This is a genomic window from Caballeronia arationis, from assembly GCF_001544975.2.
GTDB lineage: Bacteria > Pseudomonadota > Gammaproteobacteria > Burkholderiales > Burkholderiaceae > Caballeronia > Caballeronia arationis.
Genome location: NZ_FCOG02000050.1, coordinates 1 through 21373, shown reverse-complemented (window position 1 = coordinate 21373; position 21373 = coordinate 1). Strand labels below are relative to the sequence as shown.

The window sequence follows — 21373 nt, the reverse complement described above, 5'->3', positions numbered from 1 at the left end:
GAAATTGGATTGGGTATTAGTGTCGGGAAGAAATCCGCGTCACTTCGATGGCGACGTACCTGCCTGGTCCGAGTACTTGAGCATGATGTCGCCCATCGCCTTCATCATTTCCCCATGCATGCGCATCGCGGTCTTCGGGTCCATACTCATATTGCCGCCCATCATTGGACAACTGCCCATCATGCCGCCGCCCATCCCTCCCATTCCCATACCGCCCATCATGGAGGGACTGTGCTCGCGCGTTTGCGGGGGGCGACTCGCGTCATTGCCGGTCCCACCGGCAGCCATTGTTACAGCGCCCGTACCCAACGAGAGTGCCAACAGGGAAGCGGTCAGTAGTGGTTTCGAGTTCATATATATCTCCAGATTCGGTTAAATCGTGTCACTGAGAAAGCAGTTGTCGAGGCGCGAGCCGACGCTCTCCGCGTTCGCGACACGCGTGCGTGCACAACGACGCGGGGCCGTTCGAGACTCGTCGACGAGGGAACTACAGAGAGCGAGGCGGAGGCGCCGGCAGTTCGGGGATGAACTGCGGTATGAGGATGAGGTTGGTGGCCCGGTAGACGGGCGAGGAAGTCACGACTGCCATCTTGTGCGTCGTGGGTATGGCAGCCATGCCGCAGCCGACACCGCTCAGGCTGCCGTGACAGGCGGGCTGAGAACCCGTTACGTGGGCTCTTGCATCTTGTGCGCACGCCACCATGCCGGGTGTATGCGGCGCCTTCATTTGCGACTGCATTGTCGACGACGACATCTCCGGGCAAAGCGCCACCTGCGCGGGGTAGCCGAGGAACGGCAGCCACGCGATAAGCAGACAGGCGACAAGTTTTACCCAGAATTTCATCATTTCAGTATAGGTGGTCCACGCGTTATCGCCAAAGCGCAGGATGACGCTCGCGCGCTACCCGGTAGGTCACTGGCCCCAACGCTTCAGATGTGCGAGGAACGCTTCAGCACCAACAAAACCGACCAACTGTGCGTCGGCCTGCTGATGGCCATTCCGGTCATAGAAAATCAAAGCCGGTGGTCCGAAAAGCCCAAAGCGCTTCAACATCTCAGCGTCTTCAGTTGTGTTCTTCGTCACATCAATACGCAGCAGTTTCCAGTGAGCGAACTCGCTGGTCACGCGTGCGTCGGTAAAGGTAAATCGCTCGAGTTCCTTGCAACTGATGCACCATTCAGCGTAGAAATCCACCATGACGGGCTGGCCGCGCGCCGATTCAAGCGCGCGGTCGAGTTCGGCGGTCGACTGTATCGGTTCAAACCGTGCTGCATTAACCGTCTCGGTCTGTGCCCCCCGCATAACACCACGCAATGGTTGAAGAACGTCAAAATTCCCCGACGCAACGCCGACCAGTTCAGCAATCGCGGCGACCAGAAGCAGTACACCAATTGCTTTGCCGACGCGAAGCGCACCGTGTGCGGTCGCTGGCAGCGGGTCGATGGCACGCAGCATCATGGCGCAAGCAGCCAGCAGCAAAGCGACCAATGCCATCAGCAGCCAATCCGGCAGTAGCGAATAGACGAACCACAATGCTGCTGCAAGCAGCATGACGCCCAGCGTGTTCTGAACGGCAACCATCCAGTGGCCTGACTTGGGTAGCACGTGTGCGCCGAACGTGCCGACGAACAGTAGCGGAATGCCCATTCCGATGCCCATCACGTACAAGGCCAGCGCTCCGCCGACGACATCGCGACTGTTAGCGATATACAGCAGTGCTCCCGCCAGTGCTGGTGTGGAGCATGGGCCGACAATCAGTGCGGAGAGCATGCCCATCACGAACACTGGGACAATCCGGCCGCCGGGCAGGCGATTGCTCCACTCGGTAAGGCTGGTCTGCCAGCCCGTTGGTAACTGCAGTCTGAACAGACCAAACATGCCGAGCGCGAGGACGACCATGAGCAAACCAAAGGCGGCCAGCACCCATGGCTTTTGCGTTACGGCCACCAACGGGATGCCGATGAGTGCCGCAATAGTGCCGGCGACCGCATAGGTAACCGCAAGTCCCTGCACATAAGCGACCGAAAGCACGAAGCCGCGCCACACGGTTGGTCGTTGCAGACCTCCGCCGATAACAGCGGTCACAATGGGGATGAGCGGATACATGCAAACCGTGCCCGCCATCAACAGACCGGCAAGTAGGAAGCCCAGCAATTCGGGCACGCCAAGACCATTTGCCGGCCGCAGATTCAGGCCGAAAACAGCGACGCCCCGGTTTTCGCCGACAACCGGAAACTCGGGCGCACCTGCCGTTGCGTTCCCTTCGTTCGCAATGGAGGTAACGACGCCATTGGCAGCTATCCGGTAATTTCGGGTTAGCGGTGGGTAGCAAACGCCGAGGTCCGCACACCCCTGCGACGTGACAGACAGCACAGTGCTCACCGCGATGGCGCGGGGCAAGGAAATGCGAATTTGCACAGGCCGGTGATAGACCTGGACCATGCCGAATGTCGGGTCGTTTTTCGATTCGGCGGGCGGCATGCGGTCCGGCTTCACGGGCATACCATCCACGGCGAAGCTGAAGCGGCCCTGGTACAGGTAGTAGCCAGGTTTCGTGCCGAAGTCGAGTGTTACCTGTTGTGGCCCGCTGACGCTGACCGTCAATGGGAAGGCTTCGTTGACGGGTAGCAGGTCAGATTCGTTTACCGCGTAAGCGGCTAGAGACACGAATACGAACAGCAAGCCAAGTGCGAAGCGCAATACGCGCTTCGCCGCGTCAGTTTGACGACAAATTCCCTGCCGTACGTCGGATGATGTCATTCGCATTGCAGTGCCTCTACTCACAAGATGTGAGCGCAAACGCGCGCGACCGCACGCCCGGTGTCACTCCGCGAGCCTGCGAGTGCGGTGTCAGCGCCCCATCATGACTGCTTCTCCAGTTTCACGATGGTTAGGGTGCCGTTGACGTTTTCGACGCGGACCTTAACCTTGTCGCCCTCGTGAGCCTGCTTGACCATCGCGGTATCCTTCGCTTTGAACGCCATCGTCATCGGCGGCATCCCTACGTTCTCCAGCGCGCCGTGCTTCAGCGTGACCATGCCGGTCGCAGCGTCCACCTTCTTGACCTCCGCATCGGTGAGCGCGGTGTTCGATGACGTCTTCGAAGCCGGCGGTTTGGACATGTCCATGCCGGCCATATCATCACCAGCGAAGGCGGGCGCAGTAACGATAGCTGCAAGAGCAACAGACGCAACAATCAACTTCTTCATCGAACTTCTCCGGTTTGGATAGATGGCACACTCGTGCCGGAAGGTACTGCATGGGGGAGCCCTGCACCTGCCTGCTTGCGCGCACGGCGGCGTTGCAGCAGGAACCAGGCTGCAGGGATAACGAACATCGAAAGGATTGGTGCCGTGACCATGCCACCTACCATTGGCGCGGCAATGCGTTGCATGACTTCCGAACCGGCGCCGTGTCCGACCATGATTGGGATGAGACCAGCCAGCACGACAGCAACCGTCATCGCCTTCGGTCGCACGCGCAAGACGGCGCCTTCGCGAATTGCATCGAACAGAAGCGCCTCGGTTAACGGTTCACCATCCTCCAGCCGGCGGTTAAGCGCCCCCTTCAGGTAGAGCAGCATCACGACACCGAATTCGGCTGCCACACCTGCGAGTGCGATAAATCCGACTGCCGTTGCGACAGACACCGCATGGCCCAGAATCCAGATGAGCCAGAACCCGCCGACCAGAGCGAACGGCACCGTTGACATCAGCAGGAGAGCATCGGCCGCAGAGTTGAAGGTCAGAAAGAGCAGCACGAAGATAACGACAAGCGTCACCGGAATGACCGTGCGCAGCTTGGCCGCCGCCCGCTCGAGATATTCGAACTGGCCGGACCATGCAATCGAATAGCCCGGCGGAAGCGTCACCTTCTCCGCAACAGCGCGCTGCATTGCCTCGACCGCTGACTGCAGGTCCGTATTGCGGATATCGACATAGACGTAGCCGGAGAGCCGCGCATTTTCGCTGCGAATCATCGGAGGACCATCGGCAATTGTGATGTGCGCAACATCGCCGAGTTGGATTTGCGCGCCACGGTCCGTGACGACCGGCAACTGTCGCAGCTTCTCGAGCGAATCCCGGATTTCGCGCGGATAGCGGATGTTGATGGGAAACCGCTCGCGGGCAGCAATCACTTCGCCCACGTTTTCCCCGCCGACAGCCGAAGAAATGACAGACTGGATATCGCCGACGGAAAGCCCGTAACGTGCAGCCGCCTGGCGGTCGATGTCGATGTATATGTACCGGCCGCCGTTCAGGCGCTCGGCCAGTGCAGAGGTGACGCCCGGCACATTCTTGACCGCTGTTTCGACCTGCGCCGCAATTCTGTCGATTTGCGGGAGGTCGCTGCCCGAAATCTTGACGCCGACTGGCGTCTTGATGCCCGTTGACAGCATGTCCAATCGATTGCGGATGGGGGGCACCCAGACGTTCGACAGCCCCGGCACCTTGACCGTCCGGTCCAACTCGTCGACCAGCTTCTCTGGCGTCATGCCAGGTCGCCACTGGCTACGCGGCTTGAACTGAATGGTGGTCTCGAACATCTCGAGCGGGGCAGGGTCGGTCGCGGTGTCGGCGCGCCCGGATTTGCCGAAGACAGTCTGCACCTCCGGGACCGTCTTGATGAGCCGGTCAGTCTGCTGCAGCAGTTCGCTCGCTTTCTCGGCCGAAATTCCTGGAAGCGCTGTCGGCATATACAGGAGGTCGCCTTCATCGAGCGGTGGCATGAATTCGCCGCCTAGCTGGGAAAGGGGAACTGCCGATGCGGCGAGCGCGACCACCGCCAGACCAATGGCAACCCACGGCCGCCGCAGCGTCGCTTCCAGTAACGGCCGGTACAGTCGAATCAGCACGCGATTGATGGGATTCGAGTTCTCATGAGGGATGCGACCTCGAATCAGATAACCCATCAGTACCGGCACCAGCGTCACCGACAACCCGGCAGCGGCAGCAATGGTGTAGGTCTTGGTGAAAGCCAGCGGAGAAAACAGCTTGCCTTCCTGCCCCTCGAGCGAGAACACCGGGATGAACGACAGCGTGATGATGAGGAGCGAGAAGAACAGTGCGGGCCCCACCTCCGCTGCAGATGTCGCGATGAGTTCCCAGCGCTGTGCCGTCGTGATTGGTTCACCCGGATGCTCGTGGTCGTACGCTTCGAGATGCTTGTGAGCGTTCTCAATCATCACGATGGCCGCGTCAATCATCGCCCCAATGGCAATTGCGACTCCGCCCAGCGACATCAGGTTTGCGTTCACCCCCTGATAGCGCATCACGATGAAGGCGGCCAGCACGCCGAGCGGCAGTGACAGAATCGCCACGAACGCGCTGCGCAAGTGGAACAGGAACACCGCGCAGACCAGCCCAACGATGATGAATTCCTCGATGAGCTTGTCCTTCAGGTTGTCCACCGCGCGCTCGATGAGCTGGGAGCGGTCGTAGGTCGTCACGACCTCGACACCGGCTGGCAGAGAGCGCTGCAGGTCCGCCAGTTTTGCTTTCACAGCATCAATGGTTGTCAGCGCATTCTTGCCGGAACGCATGACGATGACGCCACCCGCGACTTCGCCTTCGCCATTCAGCTCCGCGATGCCGCGCCGCATCTCGGGCCCGATTTGAATCCGGGCGACGTCACCGAGCAGGACCGGGGTACCCGTATCGTTTGTCCGCAACACGACGTTGCGAAAGTCATCAAGAGAGCGGAGATAGCCCGACGACCGCACCATATATTCGGACTCAGCCATCTCAACCACTGAACCACCCGATTCCTGGTTGGCCTTGCCCAGCGCATCGGCCACCATCGCCTGGGTGATGCCGTACGCGCGAAGTTTGTCCGGGTCGAGAACGACCTGATACTGACGCACCATGCCGCCGATGCTCGCAACTTCAGACACGTCCGGCACTGACTTCAGCTCGAACTTCAGGAACCAGTCGTTCAGTGCGCGCAGTTGTCCGAGGTCATGCTGCCCGGTCCTGTCAACGAGCGCATATTCGTAGACCCAACCCACACCGGTCGCGTCGGGCCCTAGCGAGACCGTTGCCCCCTGCGGCAGGCGGCTCTGTACCTGGTTCAAGTACTCCAGCACCCGTGAGCGCGCCCAATATTGGTCGGTCTTATCGTCGAACAGCACGTACACGAACGCATCGCCGAACGAGGAGTACGCCCGGATAGTTTTCGCACCCGGCACCCCAAGCAAGGTTGTGGTGAGCGGATATGTGACCTGGTCCTCGATGACCTGCGGCGCCTTGCCCGGATACGACGCCTTGATGATGACTTGAGTATCAGACAGGTCAGGTAGCGCATCGAGGGGCGTTTGCGTGACCGAATAGGTACCCCAGGCCGTGACGAGCACGGTCGCCAGCAGCACGAGGAACCGGTTGTGGATAGACCACCTTATAAGACGCGCAATCATTTGGCGCCTCCGACCGGTTCGACCTTCGTCAGCTGGTAACCATCATCCGACTGTCTGAAGACAAAATGCACGGTCTCGCCAGTCTTGACTTCCGGAAACGCTGTCGGCGACGGCTTGCCGAACGACATCGTCATCGCGCCCCAGCCCAGCGCTGGAACGGGTTCATGTGAAAACGTGATGTCCCCGGCGGTCACTTTCTCGACCTTGCCCGTGGTCTCATACGTTTGGGCCGCAGCGGACGGGGTTGCGGGTGCAGGAACACTCGGACCCGTGCTTGTGCTGCCTTCCAGCCGTGGCAGGACCGATTTCAGGCTCGCTTCGGAGTCAATTAGGAACTGGCCCGAGGCAACGACTTGCTCGCCGTCGCTCAGGCCGCCTAACACCTCACTTTGATTACCGACATCATTGCCAACCGTGACAGTAACGGGCTGCAGGCGACCATCACTGTTCTTTACGATAACGACGGAGCGCTTGCCCGTTGTTATGACCGCCTCAGAAGGGACGAGCAGACGCGAGACAGGCTTGTGTCCGTCCACACGCACACGCATGAGCATGCCTGGCGTGAGCTTCAGCGCGGTGTTGTCGATTTCGAGACGTGCCTGCAACGTACGGCTGCTGGCGTTGACGCCGGGCAGGACTTCACGAATCTGGCCCTTGAAATGCTGTGTGGGGTCACCCGAGAACGTCGCGTCTACTGTCATGCCCGACTGCACACTGAGCGCGAGCGCCTCGGGGATTTCGATTATTAGCCACAGTTTTGAGAGACCGGCGACCTTGGCGAGCGTCTGCCCGGGCGACACCATCGCGCCATCGCGAACGTTGAGTTCAGTCAGCACGCCGGCTTCCGGCGCCGACAGCGTGATGTGCGTCTGCGCTTTGCCGGTGCGGTCGAGGCTGGCAATCACACCGTCCGGAATCGACATCGCCCGCATACGCGCGCGTGACGCCACCAGCATGCCGTCATCCAGGCCGCCACGCTTCAACGCAAGATATTCTTCCTGCGGCGCAAGCCAATCCGGCACAAACAACGACGCAATCGGAGCGCCTTTCGCGACGCGTTGCATCGGGGCGCTGGCATAAAGATGGTCGATGTAGCCGGTCACCCGCGACTGGACGACATCAGCTTTCGACTCATCGAACTGCGTAGTGCCTACCGCATCGAATCCTTCCGTTGTTTCCTGCCGGCGCACGGTTGCGTAGCGAATGCCCAGATTCTGCTGAAGACCTGGGTCAATCTTGATACCGCTGGAGCCTCCTTCGTCGGCATAGACCGGCTCTAACTGCATGTTCATGAAAGGAGACTTGCCCGGCTTGTCGAAATGCTGGTTCGGCACCATCGGGTCGTGCCAGTACAGCACCTTGCGACCCGTCTTCGGGTCGATTTTGTCACCGGCGGCCGATGTCGTGGCAACCGCGGTCGAACCGGTCGCCGAAGCGCGATAGGTGCCGGCGACGTAGCCCACACCCAGCAACGCCGCTGCGGCAAACACCATAACGGCCGCGCGTGCCAGTTGCTTCTTTTGCATGCTGTTCTCCTTCACTGACTCACGGACATCGAGGCGGGCACGACCTGGTATTCCAGCTGGGCCCAGGTCTGGGAAACGTCACGCCGCAGGTCGAGCACCTGAAGTTCAGCGTCGAGCTGCGCACGCCTGGCAGCGAAGGTTTCGGCCAACGAGCCAGTACCTGCCTTGTATGCGGCGGTCGCCAGTTGCACGCGCTGTTCCGCAGCCGGAAGCAGGGAGCGGGTGAGATTGGTAATGCGCTCGCGACCGCTCGCGAGCGTGGCTGACCGCGTACGGATATCCGCTTCGACCTGACGCTGCGCGTCCTCGTACATCAGTCGCGCCTTGGTGCCCAGTTCAGCTTTTTCCGCCGCGTCCCGATCCTGATAGTTTTTGCGATGGATGGGCAGCGGGATGCTGACGCCAACCGACACCATGTTCGAGAATCCGCCTCCGCGCTGCTGGTAGGCGACCTCCCACGTCCAGTTGGGACTGCGGTTACTGTTCGCAACGGCGGTATCGGCATCGGCGACGGCGATGTCCCGGGATGCTGCGACGAGCACCGGCTGCACCTCACCCAGCTCCTCGGGCGGCAGTGATGACACATATGACTGTGGCGTCGGCGGCTCGCCGGTCACGTCCGAAACGGACGTTGCTGTCCAGCGGGACAGGCCGATGAGCGCGGTCTGTAATGTCTGCTGGGCCTTGAGCAACTGGTCCTGGGTCTGCGCGAGCATTGTCCGGGCCTGCGTGACATCGGCGGCAGTCGCTTTCGCGCCACGATAAGCCGCTTTCGTCGCATCCAGCTCATGGGTCATGTGCTCAACGAGTTCCTGCTGCAGCGAAACGGCCTTCTTTGCATAGACCGCGTTCAGCCACGCCGCAGCAGTTTGCTGGCGGGTGTTCGCGAGCTGGGCGAGGTAGCCGGCCCGCTCGCGGTCTACGACGTCGTTCGCCAATGCGGACCGGAGTCGGCGCTTGTCGCCCGACACCCATTCCTGCTCGATGCCGATACGGCGCATCGTCATGAAATCCTGGCCAATTGTGAATTTCTGCTGCCCGGTCACAGGCAGGTTATCGACACCGGCTTTGAGCATCGGGTCGGGCAACTGCCCGGCCCGCACGGCCGCCTCTGAGCTGGCACGGACGGACGCCTGCGCAGCCCCCATGGCGGCGGAGCGGTCGGTGGCGGCCTGCAATGCCGCGTCAAGCGTGACGGGTGCTTCCTGAGCGTATGCTGAAGCGCTCGCGAGAATCAGCGCGGCAAAAAGTGAATGCGCGCGCAGTGGTGCACGCCGGCATGACGGCGTGCCAATAGTTAAAGGCATGTTCTAACCCCAACGGCGGACTCCCACAGGGAATCCACGTCCTGGACGCAGGACGACCTCGCCGCAAATGCGGCGAACCAGTCAGCAAGGGATTAGATGGCGCGGGGAGGTCGCCAGAGACCGGCCGGTTCACGGACGGTGAGCGACTGTGCGTAGTGGAATACGACGGGGCTGGACAGCCCGGCGGGACGGGTCACCTCGGCAGCGGAAACCGGGTGATACAGGCTGCCGAGCTGGCATTGCGCCGTTGCCTTGCAGAAGAACCCCTTGGCCTTGCCCGGTTGCGAGGATTTCATCGTCTCGCAGCCGGGCATGTCCGAAGACATGGCACTGCCCTCGTCAGCGGACATGGGCATCTGCATTGGACATTCTCCGGTCAAGCCACTGGCCGCCAGCCCACTGATGGGCAGCGCAGCACAGAGCAAGAAAAAGAGGAATGTCCGGAGAAATTTCATGGCTGGGATTATAGCGAAGGTATTTTATTCATGTTTTAGGGAGTGTGTCGCCTGCGTCGCTAACTACACAGAGCCGGCACCGACCGACGATGGGGGGGGGACAGAGACGCAGCGTGAAACGAAAAAAGGGACCCGTACGTGCTGTCGGGTCCCGTGAAAGATGGCCGTCGCCTGAAGTCAATCGAGGCAGGTTGATGCTTCATTGGCTTTGCGGCGGTGACCATCTGCGTGGACGTGAGAAACAAACGCTGCCGACCGGGCTACGACGTACCAGGCAGCGGACTGGAGACGAGTACCGCAGCGGCAACCAGTACCCTGCCAGCACCACCGACTCGATATGCAGCGCGGCAAACTGCGTTGCTTGGGGTGCAAGAATCCGAAGTCGCACTATGGCGCGGCCGGGGCCGGCGTAACTGTTCCTAACAGCGCTGACTGTCAGCCTCTGGCGTGTTTGCTTAAGATTGATTTGGCATGACTGTGCGGGGCCGACAAATCATCCAACAATGGCGAGTAAAATTTCTCTACACGCTCCACAGAACTTTTTGTGAAGCGTCCCGCTAGCCAGCGTGCACAAGCCAGCTACTTGCGGCCATCGCGTTCTTGTTGCCCGATATGAATGCAGTTCCGCCGAACCATTTCGTTTTAACCTTCGCCACGATGAATCAAAGCGTAAGATGCAGCAGACCCTCCGTTTTTTTGGGCTCTCAATCATTGTACTTCCGGCATCACGACGAGCGAGCCCTCAAGCGCGAAGAGGTGTAGCCCACTCTTTTTCAATTGCACGGATGGGTCTCGTGCCATCGTTGGCTAGCCGCATAGCGCGCCTTATTCCTCCGGATACTTTGCTCGGTCGGGGGCCAGTCCTGCCTCCCAGACGGCGCTAATCCTAGCCGTCGCGCCTCGTAAAGCTCTGCCATTACCTGCGCACGCGTCTTCGCTACACCAGGCGCGGTGCTATTTGAGCCAAGCGCATTTGATGGCAGGCTGTCGCTAGCCGCGGAAGGCGGGTTACAAGGCGCATAGTGAGCGTTCGCGATTGACGTGGACAGTGCGAGCGCGACGGCCGAAAGAGACCTTTTCATATCTCACTCCGCGATTTCAATCGCTCACGCCGTTCGCGGCGTTACCGGCTGAGTTAGTACATCCGTATCCGGTCGAAGCGCAAGTAGGCTGGCGCTCGCCTCGTTGGTAGCTTTCCTTTGGCGTGGACGATTCGCGCGTCTGGCCGTGGGATTGTTGACTGTTGACGTACGGGTAGCTATGGTCGCCATCTGCAAGGGCAACGTTGACCCAGAGGGCCGCAAAGAGTGCGGAAATGGCAATGATTGAGGGCTTCATACGGTGCTCCCTGCGTAACTGCGCCTTAATCAGCGCATTGAGACATTGTGGGGAGTGGCCGATGGACGTGACATGGCCCGGAGATGACCATTTGGTCATCTTTTTGACCAGGTTGAAGCCAATCTAGAGACGAGGGATAGCCAGCTCATGTCCGCGGAGCAGACGCTTTAGGCATGCGATGTCGATTCTCGCTGAGCACCGCCGAGAATGATACGAAAGGATGGAGGAATGAGACGTCACTCCGAGCTCGGTATTGGACGGCGAGCATACGAGCACGCTAACCGTCCAACAAGCAGAATATCGCTGCGGCATCGTTGGCTCAAAGCGATGTCTTCATTGGCCTCTATTTCGCACCGCGCTTTTCTTGCCACTTTTTCATCTCGGCGATTTCCTTCTTCTGTTCGGCGATGATGTTTTCAGCCATCTTGCGGGCCTGCGGGTCTTTGCCGTACTTCAGTTCGATTTTCGCCATTTCGATCGCACCTTGGTGATGTGGAATCATTCCGGCGATAAAGTCTTTGTCGGCATCGCCCGTTAGCGGTACGTCCATGTGCTGCATCATGTCGTCGCGGCCCTGCATGAATGCCTGGGTAGATGGGTTCTTGCCGGCAGGCGACTCCTTGCCCATTTTCATGTCGGCCATAGGCGAGCTTGCTGGTTGTTGCGCGAATGCTGGATTCGTGAGTGATGCGGATACAACTCCCGCCGCGATTGCGGCGCACATTTTGGACCTCAACTTTTTGCTCATACCACTCTCCCTGGTTCGCGACCTTGGTTAAATCTTAAGAAGATGCTACAAAATTTCGCGAGCGGTAGGGACTGCGACCGCGGCGATAATCATGTCCTGCAGCTCAATTGCTTCTGGAGCTACAGGTTTAGCTCAATGGTGCTCGGTCCGGAAAATAGATACCGTGAGGAGACTTGCCAACGTGAATGGTACTCACCAGCTTCAACGTTTGAAGGTCAACCACGCCTACATATCTCGTGAACCGGAAGGTTACCCAAAGGAACCGCTTGTCGGGAGTCAGTTCCATGTCATCCGGGCCAGGCAACAAGCCAGTGATTGTATTGACCACACTGAGCGTCTGAAGGTCGATAACGCTGATGGTGTTGCCCACCCGATTGCTTACCAGTACGCGCCGCCCGTCGGCAAGTGAGCGGAAGTTATGAGCTCCGAGGTCAGTATGAATGGTCTTGACAACCCTCTGCGTGCGCCAGTCGACCACGGAAACGTAATCAGCGCCCGTCATGCCTATAAGCAAGTATTTTTCGTCAGGCGTAAAGCAAAGTCCCGCGGGCGCCTTGCCAACCTTCATCTTCCACTTGACGGTTTGTGTCGCAAGGTCGATTGCGGCGAGTTCCCCGGATGTCTGCAAAGTGATGAAGACAGTCTTATTGTCCCGCGTGAAAACCATGTGGCTGGGCGTCTCCGCGAGCGGTACACGTTTGGCGAGTGTGAAATTGTTGCCATCGTAGCGGTAGATATCAATTCGATTAAGCCGTAACCCATTGGTCACGAACCACTTCGTATCAAACGAGAAACCCAATTGGTAGGGGTCTTCGATGCTGTCAATCCACCGCTGTACCTTACCGGTCCTCGGCTCCATCAAGACCAGGCTGTTACTCACCGAGTTTGCGACGATAAGCGATTTATTGTCGGGGGTTGCCATCAGATGGTGCGGTTCCTTACCGACCGGGATGGTGTTTAGCACCTTCTGAGTAGACATGTCGACAAAGCTGACGCTCGCGTCGGCAGAGTTCAGCACGGTGACGAGTTCGGCATGTGCGACGGGCGAGGCCAGTAAAGCTCCGCACAAGAGTGGGATGAATCTCATACTGTTGACTCCTCCAGCGACGCGATGGCCGCGGATTTAGGGAACGTCAGCGTAAAGGTAGTACGTCCGTCACCGCTCTCTACTTCGACATTGCCGCGATGCAATTCCATGATGGATTTCACAATGGCAAGCCCAAGTCCCGAGTTCTTCCCCGACTCGTGCCTTGCTGGGTCGACGCGATAAAACCGGTCGAAGATATTATCAAGATGAATTGGGGGAATTACTTTGCCCGAGTTGGTTACTGAAATGCTCATCGCTCTCGGTTGTGCAGTCGCCTTTAGAACTATGGTCGAACCAGGCGCCGCGTGGTCTAAGGCATTACTGACAAGGTTACTCACTGCACGTCTAAACATGGTCGTATCCGCTCTGACGGCGCCGCCACCTTCGATAACAAGGTTGTGTCCGCTCTCATCAGCAAGGCCCTGGAAGTATGATGCGAGGCGTCGCAGTTCCGAGCCAATATCCAACGATGACACCTTTAGGCCCTGCTTTGCATTGTCCGTCCGGGCAAGAAATAGCATGTTTTCAATCATGCGCTGAAGACGTTCGCATTCCTCGATATTCGAATCAACGAGTGCTTCGTATTCTTCAACGCTTCTGGTCTTGGACAATGTAATCTGGGAAGAACTAATTACGTTCGCCAGCGGCGTACGCATATCATGGGCGAGGTCAGAAGAAAACTGAGACAAGCGGACAAATGCGCGTTCGAGGCGGTCTAGCATGCGGTTTACAGAGACGGCTATGTCGTTCAGTTCAACAGGACCGCGTCCTATATTGAGCCTTTCACTTAAGTTGTCGGCCTCAATGCGAGATGCCTGACGGCCGATACTTTTCACTGGCGTCAGACCGCGCCTCGCGACGAGATAGCCTAGAAGGCCCACAAGCGCTGAGCCAACGGCAGCGGCAGCCCAAACATCGAGGCGGTAGCTTCTCAGCAGCGACTCCCTGTCAGAAGCGGTGCGCGCAAGAAGAATGCGAACCGGCTCGCCGGAAGGTAGCGTCTCGTTCGCGAACACGCATCTAGCAGACCCGATTGGGCCGAGAGTACACGTGTATGCGACTCGTTCGGCGCGTTGAGATTCGTAGAGCGATGAAAGACTCGCACCTGGCGCCTCGGAATGTTGCGCTATAGATGTCCCCGTTTTGTCTAGCACCGCAAGATAAACACCCGGGTGGGATAACAGTATCTCGCGAAACACGACTTGCGCCTTACGGACGCCCGCCACCGTCCCCGCGTCGTGGGTTAGCTGCAGAAACTGACTGAGTTTTCCTTCAATCTCGATGTCGTCGCGCCTCTGAAGCTCCGCGGACAGTGACGTATAGAGGAACGCCCCCATCATGGCGAATACCATCGCCGCGATTAGCAAGAAGGCGAGAGCAAGGCGTCCGGATAGCGAATAGTGCTGCCCATCCTTGCTCATGTACGCTCCTCGAGGACATAGCCCATGCCACGCACTGTGTGGAGCAGCTTACGTTCAAACGGGGCGTCGATTTTGGCGCGCAGGCGTTTCATCGCGACGTCGACGACATTTGTGTCGCTGTCGAAGTTCATATCCCACAACTGAGACGTGATGAAGGTTCGGGTTAGCACCTCTCCCTGGCGTTCCGCCATAAGTTGAAGAAGCGCGAACTCCTGGGCTGTCAAATCGATGCGAACGTTTCCGCGTCGCGCCCGCCGCTTGAAAAGTTCAATCTCGAGGTCAGCGATGTTGATGACGTCGCGTGCTCCGCGCGGCGAGCGTCGAAGCAGGGATTTGATGCGTGCCAAGAATTCAGCGTAGGCGAACGGCTTCGAGAGGTAGTCGTCGGCACCTAACTCGAGCCCCTTTACCTTGTCCTCAACGGTGTCACGGGCGGTGAGGAGAAGAACTGGCGTGGACTTCTGCTGGCGCAATCGGCGCAGCACCTCAAATCCATCCAATTGGGGAAGCATTACGTCGAGGACGACGATATCGAAGTCCTCATGCAATGCGAGGAAGAGTCCGTCCTTGCCATTGGTGGCGACGTCGACGTTGAAGCTCGCCTCTGTCAGACCCTTGTGCAGGTATGACGTCATCTTTTGTTCGTCTTCGATGAGAAGTATGCGCATACCCTGCCTTACATTCGAACCACGACGGTGAGATTAACAATTGCCGCCATTCAATAAGATGGCGACGAAATGACATTTTGGTCATTTTCAGCAGCTTCGATGACAAAGCGGTAATGTTCACGCCACGGCGGCGTCACTGTCGCGTGTGTATCGTTCCCTCAAATACCTCCGCACCTTACAACGGGTATAAACCCGCATGCTAGACTCTGGCCTCATGACTAACTGGCGAAGATTTCTCACTGTCGTTTTGCTGATGCTGAGCTTGTCGGCTCGTGCATTCGCGGGCGCCCCGTTGGGCTGCGAGCTGACGCAACCCGGCGGAGAGGCTTCGACCGTTAATCATCGCCACATTGACCGCATGTTCCATACATCGACGAATTCTGTGGTCTCGATGGATGCCGCCCTACACGATCACGACTCGCACGAAGGCTCCCAAAGTCACGGTAACGGACACTGCAGTACCTGCGCGTCGTGTTGCTTTGGGAGCGCGTTGCCGCTAGTTGCGGTCGTTGCAACGCCCATCGAACTAGCCCATCACGTGGCTCCTACGCCGCCGCCCATCCGCGCAGCCTGTTTTTTGACGGGTGGCATCGAACGTCCGCCTCGCACTCTCGTCGTTTAAGTCGAGCCGTCTCGCCCATGGCGTGACGCACCTTTGTTCTGGCCGCATTTTTTGCGGACAGGTGACTTACGTCGAGAAAACCTTCATGCGAATTATTTTAGCGGCGCTGCTCACTGCAGCTGCGGCGATGCGTTCGTTCGCGAGCGAGGCGCCGTCTCTCCCTGACCCGACTGACGCCGCCGCATCGGTGCCGGCCGAGAGCGTTCCGTCAGTAACCGGCGCCTATCAACCGTTCCAAGACAAGCCGGTCGCGTCTTGGCCCGAACTCAACAACGCCGTAGCCACGCCAGCCAAGAGGCGTGGTGTGGCTGGCATGCCGGGAATGGGAGGGATGGACCACTCAGGAATGTCAGCGCCAACGGCTACTCGCAGCGTAAAAACTGATGCATCGAGCAGCGACGGGCAGGGGCAGATGAACCACGACGGAGTGGCGGGAATGGACCATTCGCAAATGTCCCCGAAGGCGGTACCCGCCGATAAGGCGGGTGCGGCCGGTGACAACAAGAAACGGCACATGAACCACGAGGGCATGCACGAATGAACCAGCATCCTTTCTCTGCTGGACGTCTGGTCACGACCGTAAGCATCGTCGCGGTGCTTGCCGGGTGCACGACATTTTCCAAGGACGGCGGCTTCAACAGCGTTTCTAACGTCGCGTCTGAGCGATTGGGCAAAGACGCCGTCATCGTGAAAACTGACGAAGACCGTGATGCGGTCTTCAAGCGAACCAAGGAATTGTTGGCCAAGCCGCTATCGATGGACGATGCAGTACAGGTCGCGCTTCTGAACAATCGCGGATTGCAGGCTTCTTATGCGGAGCTCGGCATCTCCGAGGCTGACCTCGTGCAGGCCGGACGCTTGCCCAACCCTAGTTTCACATTTAGTCGGACGCATTCCAGCAACGATTTGAGCATCAGCCGCACGTTCTCAATCGGCATTTTGAGCATCTTCACACTGCCGCTCGCCACTCGAATTGAGAGCCGTCGGTTTGAACAGACCAAACTGCTTACCGCCGACGCTATGCTCAAGGTCGCCGCTGACGCTCGCCGCGCGTACGTCACTGCAGTAGCTGCACAGCAGTCGGTTGCTTACGCAGAGCAAGTCAGGGATTCGGCGGAGGCGGTCGCAGAACTCGCGCAACGGATGCAACAAGCGGGCAACTTCAGCAAGCTCGACTACGCGCGGGAACAGGCGTTTTACGCCGACTCGGCGGCTCAACTAGCCAAGACACGTCAAGGGAGTGTCTCAGCCCGTGAGAAGCTGACCCGCATCTTGGGCCTGTGGGGCTCGGGTGCCCAGTACCAGCTTCCCGACCGTCTGCCGGACCTTCCTAAGTCACGACCTGAACTGAAGGACCTAGAGAGCTTTGCGATGCAGAACCGGCTTGACATTCAAGCGGCGAAGTTGCAGACCCAGGGTGTCGCCACGTCCTTGGGTCTGACGAAGGCGACGCGCTTTATCAACGCGCTTGATGTCGGGATTCTGAATAACTTCGAGACGGACAAGGGTCACGAGCACGGCTACGAAATCAGCGTTGAGATTCCCGTCTTTAACTGGGGCGGTTCGAAAGTCGCGCGCGCGGAAGCAATCTACATGCAATCGGCGAACCGGTTGGCGGAGACGGCTGTAAACGCTCGCTCGGAGGTCCGCGAATCGTACTCGGCCTATGTGACCGAATACGACGTCGCGAAGCACTACCGCGACGAGGTCGTGCCGCTGCGCAAGACGATTTCGGATGAGCTTTTGCTTCGTTACAACGGCATGCTCGCTAGCGTATTCGAACTGCTCGCGGATTCGCGTGAGCAGGTCGGTGCCGTGAATAGCTATATCGAGGCGCTGAAGGACTACTGGATTGCCGAGACTGATTTGCAACAAGCGGTTGGTGGTCGCCTTCCTGCGCTTGCGGTGGCGCAGTCTCAGCCCGAGCCTCTGACGCAACCTGCGTCGCCCACAAATACTGAAGGTAAATGAAATGGTTTCACGTCGAAAATTTATCGGCGGTTCGGGTGCCGCTCTGCTTGGCGCAGCACTCGTGAGCAAAGCTGGGGCTGCGTCGTTGCCGGAAGCTCCGACCATGACCAGCGTGGACATGCAGCCGCCATTGTCGCCGCCTAATGGCCGCCCCTACACGCCGGTCGCGACGCTCAATGGTTGGTCATTGCCCTGGCGCATGAAGAACGGCTGGAAGGAATTTCACCTAACGGCCGAGCCGGTCGTGCGAGAAATGGCTCCCGGGATGAAAGCGAACTTATGGGGCTACAACGGCCAAGCGCCAGGCCCGACCATCGAAGCGGTCGAGGGCGACAAGGTTCGCATCTTCGTGACGAACAAGCTGCCGGAGCATACCACTGTGCACTGGCACGGAATGCTCCTGCCATCCGGCATGGACGGCGTCGGAGGTCTGACACAACCGCACATCCCTCCAGGCAAGACCTTCGTCTACGAGTTTCAACTCGAGAAGCACGGGACCTTCATGTACCACCCGCACGCCGACGAAATGGTCCAAATGGCGATGGGCATGATGGGCACGTTCATCGTTCATCCGAAGGACCCGAACGTCCTGCGCGTCGACCGTGATTTCGTTTTCATCATGTCCGCGTATGACATTGACCCAGGGAGCTTCACGCCCCGCGTGAATGAGATGACCGACTTCAACATGTGGACGTGGAATTCCCGAGTGTTCCCGGGCATTGACCCGCTACCGGTGCGCATGGGAGACCGCGTTCGCATCCGGTTCGGCAATTTGACGATGACCAATCACCCAATCCACCTGCATGGATACCACTTTGAAGTGGCAGGCACGGACGGAGGCTGGATACCACCCAGCGCCCGCTGGCCGGAGGTGACCGCAGACGTGGCCGTGGGGCAGATGCGAGCCATTGAGTTTACGGCGAATCGCCCTGGCGACTGGGCGTTTCACTGTCATAAATCTCACCACACGATGAACGCCATGGGTCACCAGGTGCCGAACTTGATTGGTGTGCAGCAAAAAGACTTAGCGAAGCGCATCAATAAGCTTGTGCCCGACTACATGGCAATGGGCAGTACAGGAGGCGCCATGGGTGAGATGGAAATGCCCTTGCCTGATAACACGCTACCCATGATGACGGGGACTGGTCCGTTTGGACCGCTCGAAATGGGAGGCATGTTCACTGTGGTGAAAGTTCGCGAAGGCTTGGCCCGTACCGATTTTCGAGACCCGGGATGGTACAAGCACCCGAAAGGTACCGTCGCATACGAGTACACCGGCGACATATCAGACAGTTGATTCGCAGAGTCTTCGGCGAGACGCAGATGATTTCTTAACCTTATTTGGGGGTGAAAGCATGAAAAAGACGTTCGTATCGATTGCACTGGGCTTTGCTCTGACCACATCTGGCGCTGCCTTTGCCGCTGGGGAGATGGGAAACATGGACATGTCGAACGGCGCAAAGCAGGGTGGTGCCGCGAACCCGTCGATGTCGCACGGTGAAGTCAAGAAGGTGGACACCGCATCGGGCAAGTTGACCATCAAGCACGGTCCGCTTGAAAACCTCGGCATGGACGGCATGACGATGGCCTTCAAAGTAAAGGACCCGACCATGCTGTCGCAGGTCAAGGTGGGCGACAAGATTGACTTCGTCGCTGAGGAAGTCGACGGCGCTCTGACTGTGACGAAGCTGCAGAAGCAGTAAAACGAATCGAGAGCAACCGGTGCGTGAGACGTCTCGGCGGCTCGTATCAACCACTACAAGGTACATAGACATGAAGGCTTCGAAAGGCAAGTTTATCGCGGCAGTATCAACGACCTTTGCAATCGCATTGGCGCCGGCAATCGCTTGCGCACACGGTAAGCTCGAGAGCGCTGAACCGGCTGTCAATGAGACCGTTTCGCCGGCACCTAACACGTTGCGTTTGACCTTCAATGAAGACCTCGAACCCGCGTTCAGCACCATCAAGGTTTCCGACGCGAGCGGAGCCGTGGTTGGAGATGAAAAGGCCAAGGTTGACCCGTCGAATAAGCGTGTTTTGACGCTCAGTGTCCCCATGTTGGCAGCGGGTTCATACTCTGTGCAGTGGGCTGTGATGACTGGCGACAGTCACAAAGCGAAAGGTACGTATAAATTCTCGGTGAAGTAATGAACTACGGGCCCTTGGACATCGCGCGCCTTGTTCTGATCGCGCTGCAAAACCTCGGTCTTGCAGCAACTGTGGGTGCCCTGTTGAGCGCGCGGTGGCTCAAGGGACCAGCGCCCGGATGGCAGGTGCGTGTGTCTGAAAAACTCGCATCTGTCTTCAAAACCTCAGCTATCGTTGCGTTGCTGTCGAGCACGGCGGGGTTCTGGGTGCATTGCGCGTTGATGAGCGAGACTTCGCTATATGACGCGTGGCCTGCCGTGCGCTCGATGTTGCTGAAAACACAGTTCGGACATATTTGGGCAATCGGGGCGGTGCTGTTACTGTGCGCCGTAGCGATGTCTTTCATAAGAAGAAATCGCCCCGGCATTCCTGTTCAGCCTCTCCTATGGCTCGCGATAGCCGGAGTGGCACTAGCAAAAAGCAACGCCGGTCATCCAGTCGATGCAGGCATTTTGAGTCTTCCGGTATGGGCTGACTGGATTCATCTTCTCGCAATTAGCTCATGGGTTGGCATGGTGCTAACGGCAACCTTTATCGTTTCTCCAGGGATGTCGCGCGCATGCCCAACTGAGCTCTCCGGTGGCGCCAGCTATATTCAAGCAATGTCGGATGCCGCGACTGTCGCGCTTATCGCTTTGTTCTTGACCGGCGCGTATAACGGTTGGCGTGGTGTCAGCGCGCTTGAGAACATTCTGGGTTCGTCGTATGGTTTGGTACTTGTCGCCAAGCTTGCGCTTGTGCTAGTCGCAGCGGCGCTTGGCGGCCACAACCGGTTCTTCGAGATGCCGGCGTTGCTTGCGTCATTGCGCGGTTCGTCGTCGGAGAATCAGACGCGCCAACTAAGGCGCTTTTCGACCGTCTTGCATGTCGAGTCGTGGGTGCTAATAGCCGTTATAGGAGTCGCGACGGTCCTCGTATCGAGTCCGCTTCCAGGGACCGAGTGACAAGTCGTCTGGCTGCTGCGCATCGGCGAAAAAAATGCTGCTTTCAGCTTAGTCGGACAGCGGTCGACGCACGGGTCCGACATATCCACGCGGTGATTACCGGCAGGTCGGCTGTCAAGTTCGTTCGGTGGCGGTCGTGCGCGGGGAATCATCCTTTGGGCCTGGGCATCCGCTTTGGGCCCATTTTTTAACCTGGCGGCCTCCGAGTAGGCGAGGAGGTCGCCCCCCTCACCCCTCACAGATCCGGACGAGCCCAATTAACGCATCCGGTTCCTCATCACGCAGATTCGCTCACGGTTTGGCGTAACGACGGACAATCCGAGGCTGCGGTAATGGGAATAGTGTTAGTATTCTCATAAAGGCAACCCATGGCATAGAGCGTTCGTTCGACCCTTCGCGACAACCACTTACGCCAGATGCGGGCGACGTGATGCCGTAGAGTCGCCAGGCGCTCGAAGTTTCCGCTGATGCCAAAGTAGGCATAGTGCCCCTTAAGCATTCGACTCAGACGCTGGTGCTGATCGCGAAGCGGCCGGGTCCGCATACCACGGCAGACACGGCTGACTGCTTTGAGCGTACGCGTTTGTCCGGATGTAACTCGAGTCCGTACTTGCCCAATCGCTTGCCCGCACCCGCAAGACGCGCTCCGCATCGTCCTTGTGCGCAAGGATCACGACAAAGTCATCCGCGAAACGAACCAAGGTGCTTGGCCCACGAAGGCGCGG

General features: G+C 58.6%; 20 protein-coding genes. 6 read left to right on the top strand and 14 right to left on the bottom strand.

What is annotated here, in order from left to right; all coding sequences use genetic code 11:
* Positions 1 to 39 precede the first annotated feature (39 nt).
* The 14 genes from AWB81_RS46950 to AWB81_RS24965 all read right to left on the bottom strand — a co-directional run bounded on the left by AWB81_RS46950 (position 40) and on the right by AWB81_RS24965 (position 14963).
* On the bottom strand, positions 40 to 354 hold the full coding sequence (locus AWB81_RS46950; RefSeq protein ID WP_235025904.1) for a hypothetical protein: 315 nt from the start codon (positions 352 to 354) through the stop codon (positions 40 to 42).
* 133 nt (positions 355 to 487) lie between these two features.
* Positions 488 to 847, bottom strand: coding sequence for a hypothetical protein (locus AWB81_RS25020; RefSeq protein WP_235025903.1), 360 nt, complete (start codon positions 845 to 847; stop codon positions 488 to 490).
* Between the two features lie 66 nt (positions 848 to 913).
* Positions 914 to 2761 carry a protein-disulfide reductase DsbD gene (dsbD, locus tag AWB81_RS25015; protein WP_235025902.1) on the bottom strand — a complete coding sequence of 616 codons (1848 nt, stop codon included), beginning with the start codon at positions 2759 to 2761 and terminating at the stop codon, positions 914 to 916.
* A 101-nt stretch (positions 2762 to 2862) separates the two neighbouring features.
* The gene (locus tag AWB81_RS25010) at positions 2863 to 3210 is read right to left on the bottom strand and encodes a copper-binding protein (protein ID WP_062639237.1); all 348 of its coding nucleotides are present in this window, start codon (positions 3208 to 3210) and stop codon (positions 2863 to 2865) included.
* Complete coding sequence (locus AWB81_RS25005) at positions 3207 to 6413, bottom strand: efflux RND transporter permease subunit (protein ID WP_062639236.1); 3207 nt, start codon at positions 6411 to 6413, stop codon at positions 3207 to 3209. Before AWB81_RS25005 ends, AWB81_RS25010 begins: the two co-directional genes overlap by 4 nt.
* Positions 6410 to 7939 carry an efflux RND transporter periplasmic adaptor subunit gene (locus tag AWB81_RS25000; RefSeq protein WP_062639235.1) on the bottom strand — a complete coding sequence of 510 codons (1530 nt, stop codon included), beginning with the start codon at positions 7937 to 7939 and terminating at the stop codon, positions 6410 to 6412. Before AWB81_RS25000 ends, AWB81_RS25005 begins: the two co-directional genes overlap by 4 nt.
* 11 nt (positions 7940 to 7950) lie before the next feature.
* Entirely contained in the window at positions 7951 to 9246 is a 1296-nt protein-coding gene (locus AWB81_RS24995) for a TolC family protein (RefSeq protein ID WP_062639234.1), read from the bottom strand.
* Positions 9247 to 9338: 92 nt separating this feature from the next.
* Positions 9339 to 9701: a hypothetical protein gene (locus AWB81_RS24990; RefSeq protein WP_062639233.1), complete on the bottom strand. Its 363-nt coding sequence runs from the start codon at positions 9699 to 9701 to the stop codon at positions 9339 to 9341.
* Positions 9702 to 10474: 773 nt separating this feature from the next.
* Positions 10475 to 10783, bottom strand: a complete 309-nt coding sequence (locus AWB81_RS48815) for a DUF4148 domain-containing protein (protein ID WP_087135176.1) — start codon at positions 10781 to 10783, stop codon at positions 10475 to 10477.
* A gap of 16 nt (positions 10784 to 10799) precedes the next feature.
* The gene (locus AWB81_RS44885; protein ID WP_144444180.1) at positions 10800 to 11039 is read right to left on the bottom strand and encodes a hypothetical protein; all 240 of its coding nucleotides are present in this window, start codon (positions 11037 to 11039) and stop codon (positions 10800 to 10802) included.
* 343 nt (positions 11040 to 11382) lie between these two features.
* Positions 11383 to 11787, bottom strand: coding sequence for a CopM family metallochaperone (copM, locus tag AWB81_RS24980; RefSeq protein WP_062639232.1), 405 nt, complete (start codon positions 11785 to 11787; stop codon positions 11383 to 11385).
* 127 nt (positions 11788 to 11914) lie between these two features.
* Positions 11915 to 12874, bottom strand: a complete 960-nt coding sequence (locus AWB81_RS24975) for a YVTN family beta-propeller repeat protein (RefSeq protein WP_062639231.1) — start codon at positions 12872 to 12874, stop codon at positions 11915 to 11917.
* Entirely contained in the window at positions 12871 to 14295 is a 1425-nt protein-coding gene (locus tag AWB81_RS24970) for a heavy metal sensor histidine kinase (RefSeq protein WP_062639230.1), read from the bottom strand. Before AWB81_RS24970 ends, AWB81_RS24975 begins: the two co-directional genes overlap by 4 nt.
* On the bottom strand, positions 14292 to 14963 hold the full coding sequence (locus tag AWB81_RS24965) for a heavy metal response regulator transcription factor (protein ID WP_062639229.1): 672 nt from the start codon (positions 14961 to 14963) through the stop codon (positions 14292 to 14294). The genes AWB81_RS24970 and AWB81_RS24965 overlap by 4 nt, the downstream gene beginning before the upstream one ends.
* A 584-nt stretch (positions 14964 to 15547) precedes the next feature.
* Here AWB81_RS24965 and AWB81_RS24960 point away from each other — a divergent pair.
* The 6 genes from AWB81_RS24960 (at position 15548) to AWB81_RS24935 (ending at position 20648) form a co-directional block, all read left to right on the top strand.
* Entirely contained in the window at positions 15548 to 16126 is a 579-nt protein-coding gene (locus AWB81_RS24960) for a hypothetical protein (protein WP_144444179.1), read from the top strand.
* Complete coding sequence (locus AWB81_RS24955; protein WP_062639227.1) at positions 16123 to 17556, top strand: TolC family protein; 1434 nt, start codon at positions 16123 to 16125, stop codon at positions 17554 to 17556. The genes AWB81_RS24960 and AWB81_RS24955 overlap by 4 nt, the downstream gene beginning before the upstream one ends.
* A 1-nt stretch (position 17557) precedes the next feature.
* Positions 17558 to 18853, top strand: a complete 1296-nt coding sequence (locus tag AWB81_RS24950) for a multicopper oxidase family protein (protein ID WP_062639226.1) — start codon at positions 17558 to 17560, stop codon at positions 18851 to 18853.
* Positions 18854 to 18911: 58 nt separating this feature from the next.
* On the top strand, positions 18912 to 19259 hold the full coding sequence (locus AWB81_RS24945) for a copper-binding protein (RefSeq protein WP_062639225.1): 348 nt from the start codon (positions 18912 to 18914) through the stop codon (positions 19257 to 19259).
* Positions 19260 to 19329: 70 nt separating this feature from the next.
* Positions 19330 to 19704 (top strand): copper resistance CopC family protein, encoded by a 375-nt coding sequence (locus AWB81_RS24940; protein ID WP_062639259.1) that lies wholly within the window; start codon positions 19330 to 19332, stop codon positions 19702 to 19704.
* Entirely contained in the window at positions 19704 to 20648 is a 945-nt protein-coding gene (locus AWB81_RS24935; RefSeq protein ID WP_062639224.1) for a CopD family protein, read from the top strand. The genes AWB81_RS24940 and AWB81_RS24935 overlap by 1 nt, the downstream gene beginning before the upstream one ends.
* Positions 20649 to 21373: the final 725 nt, after the last annotated feature.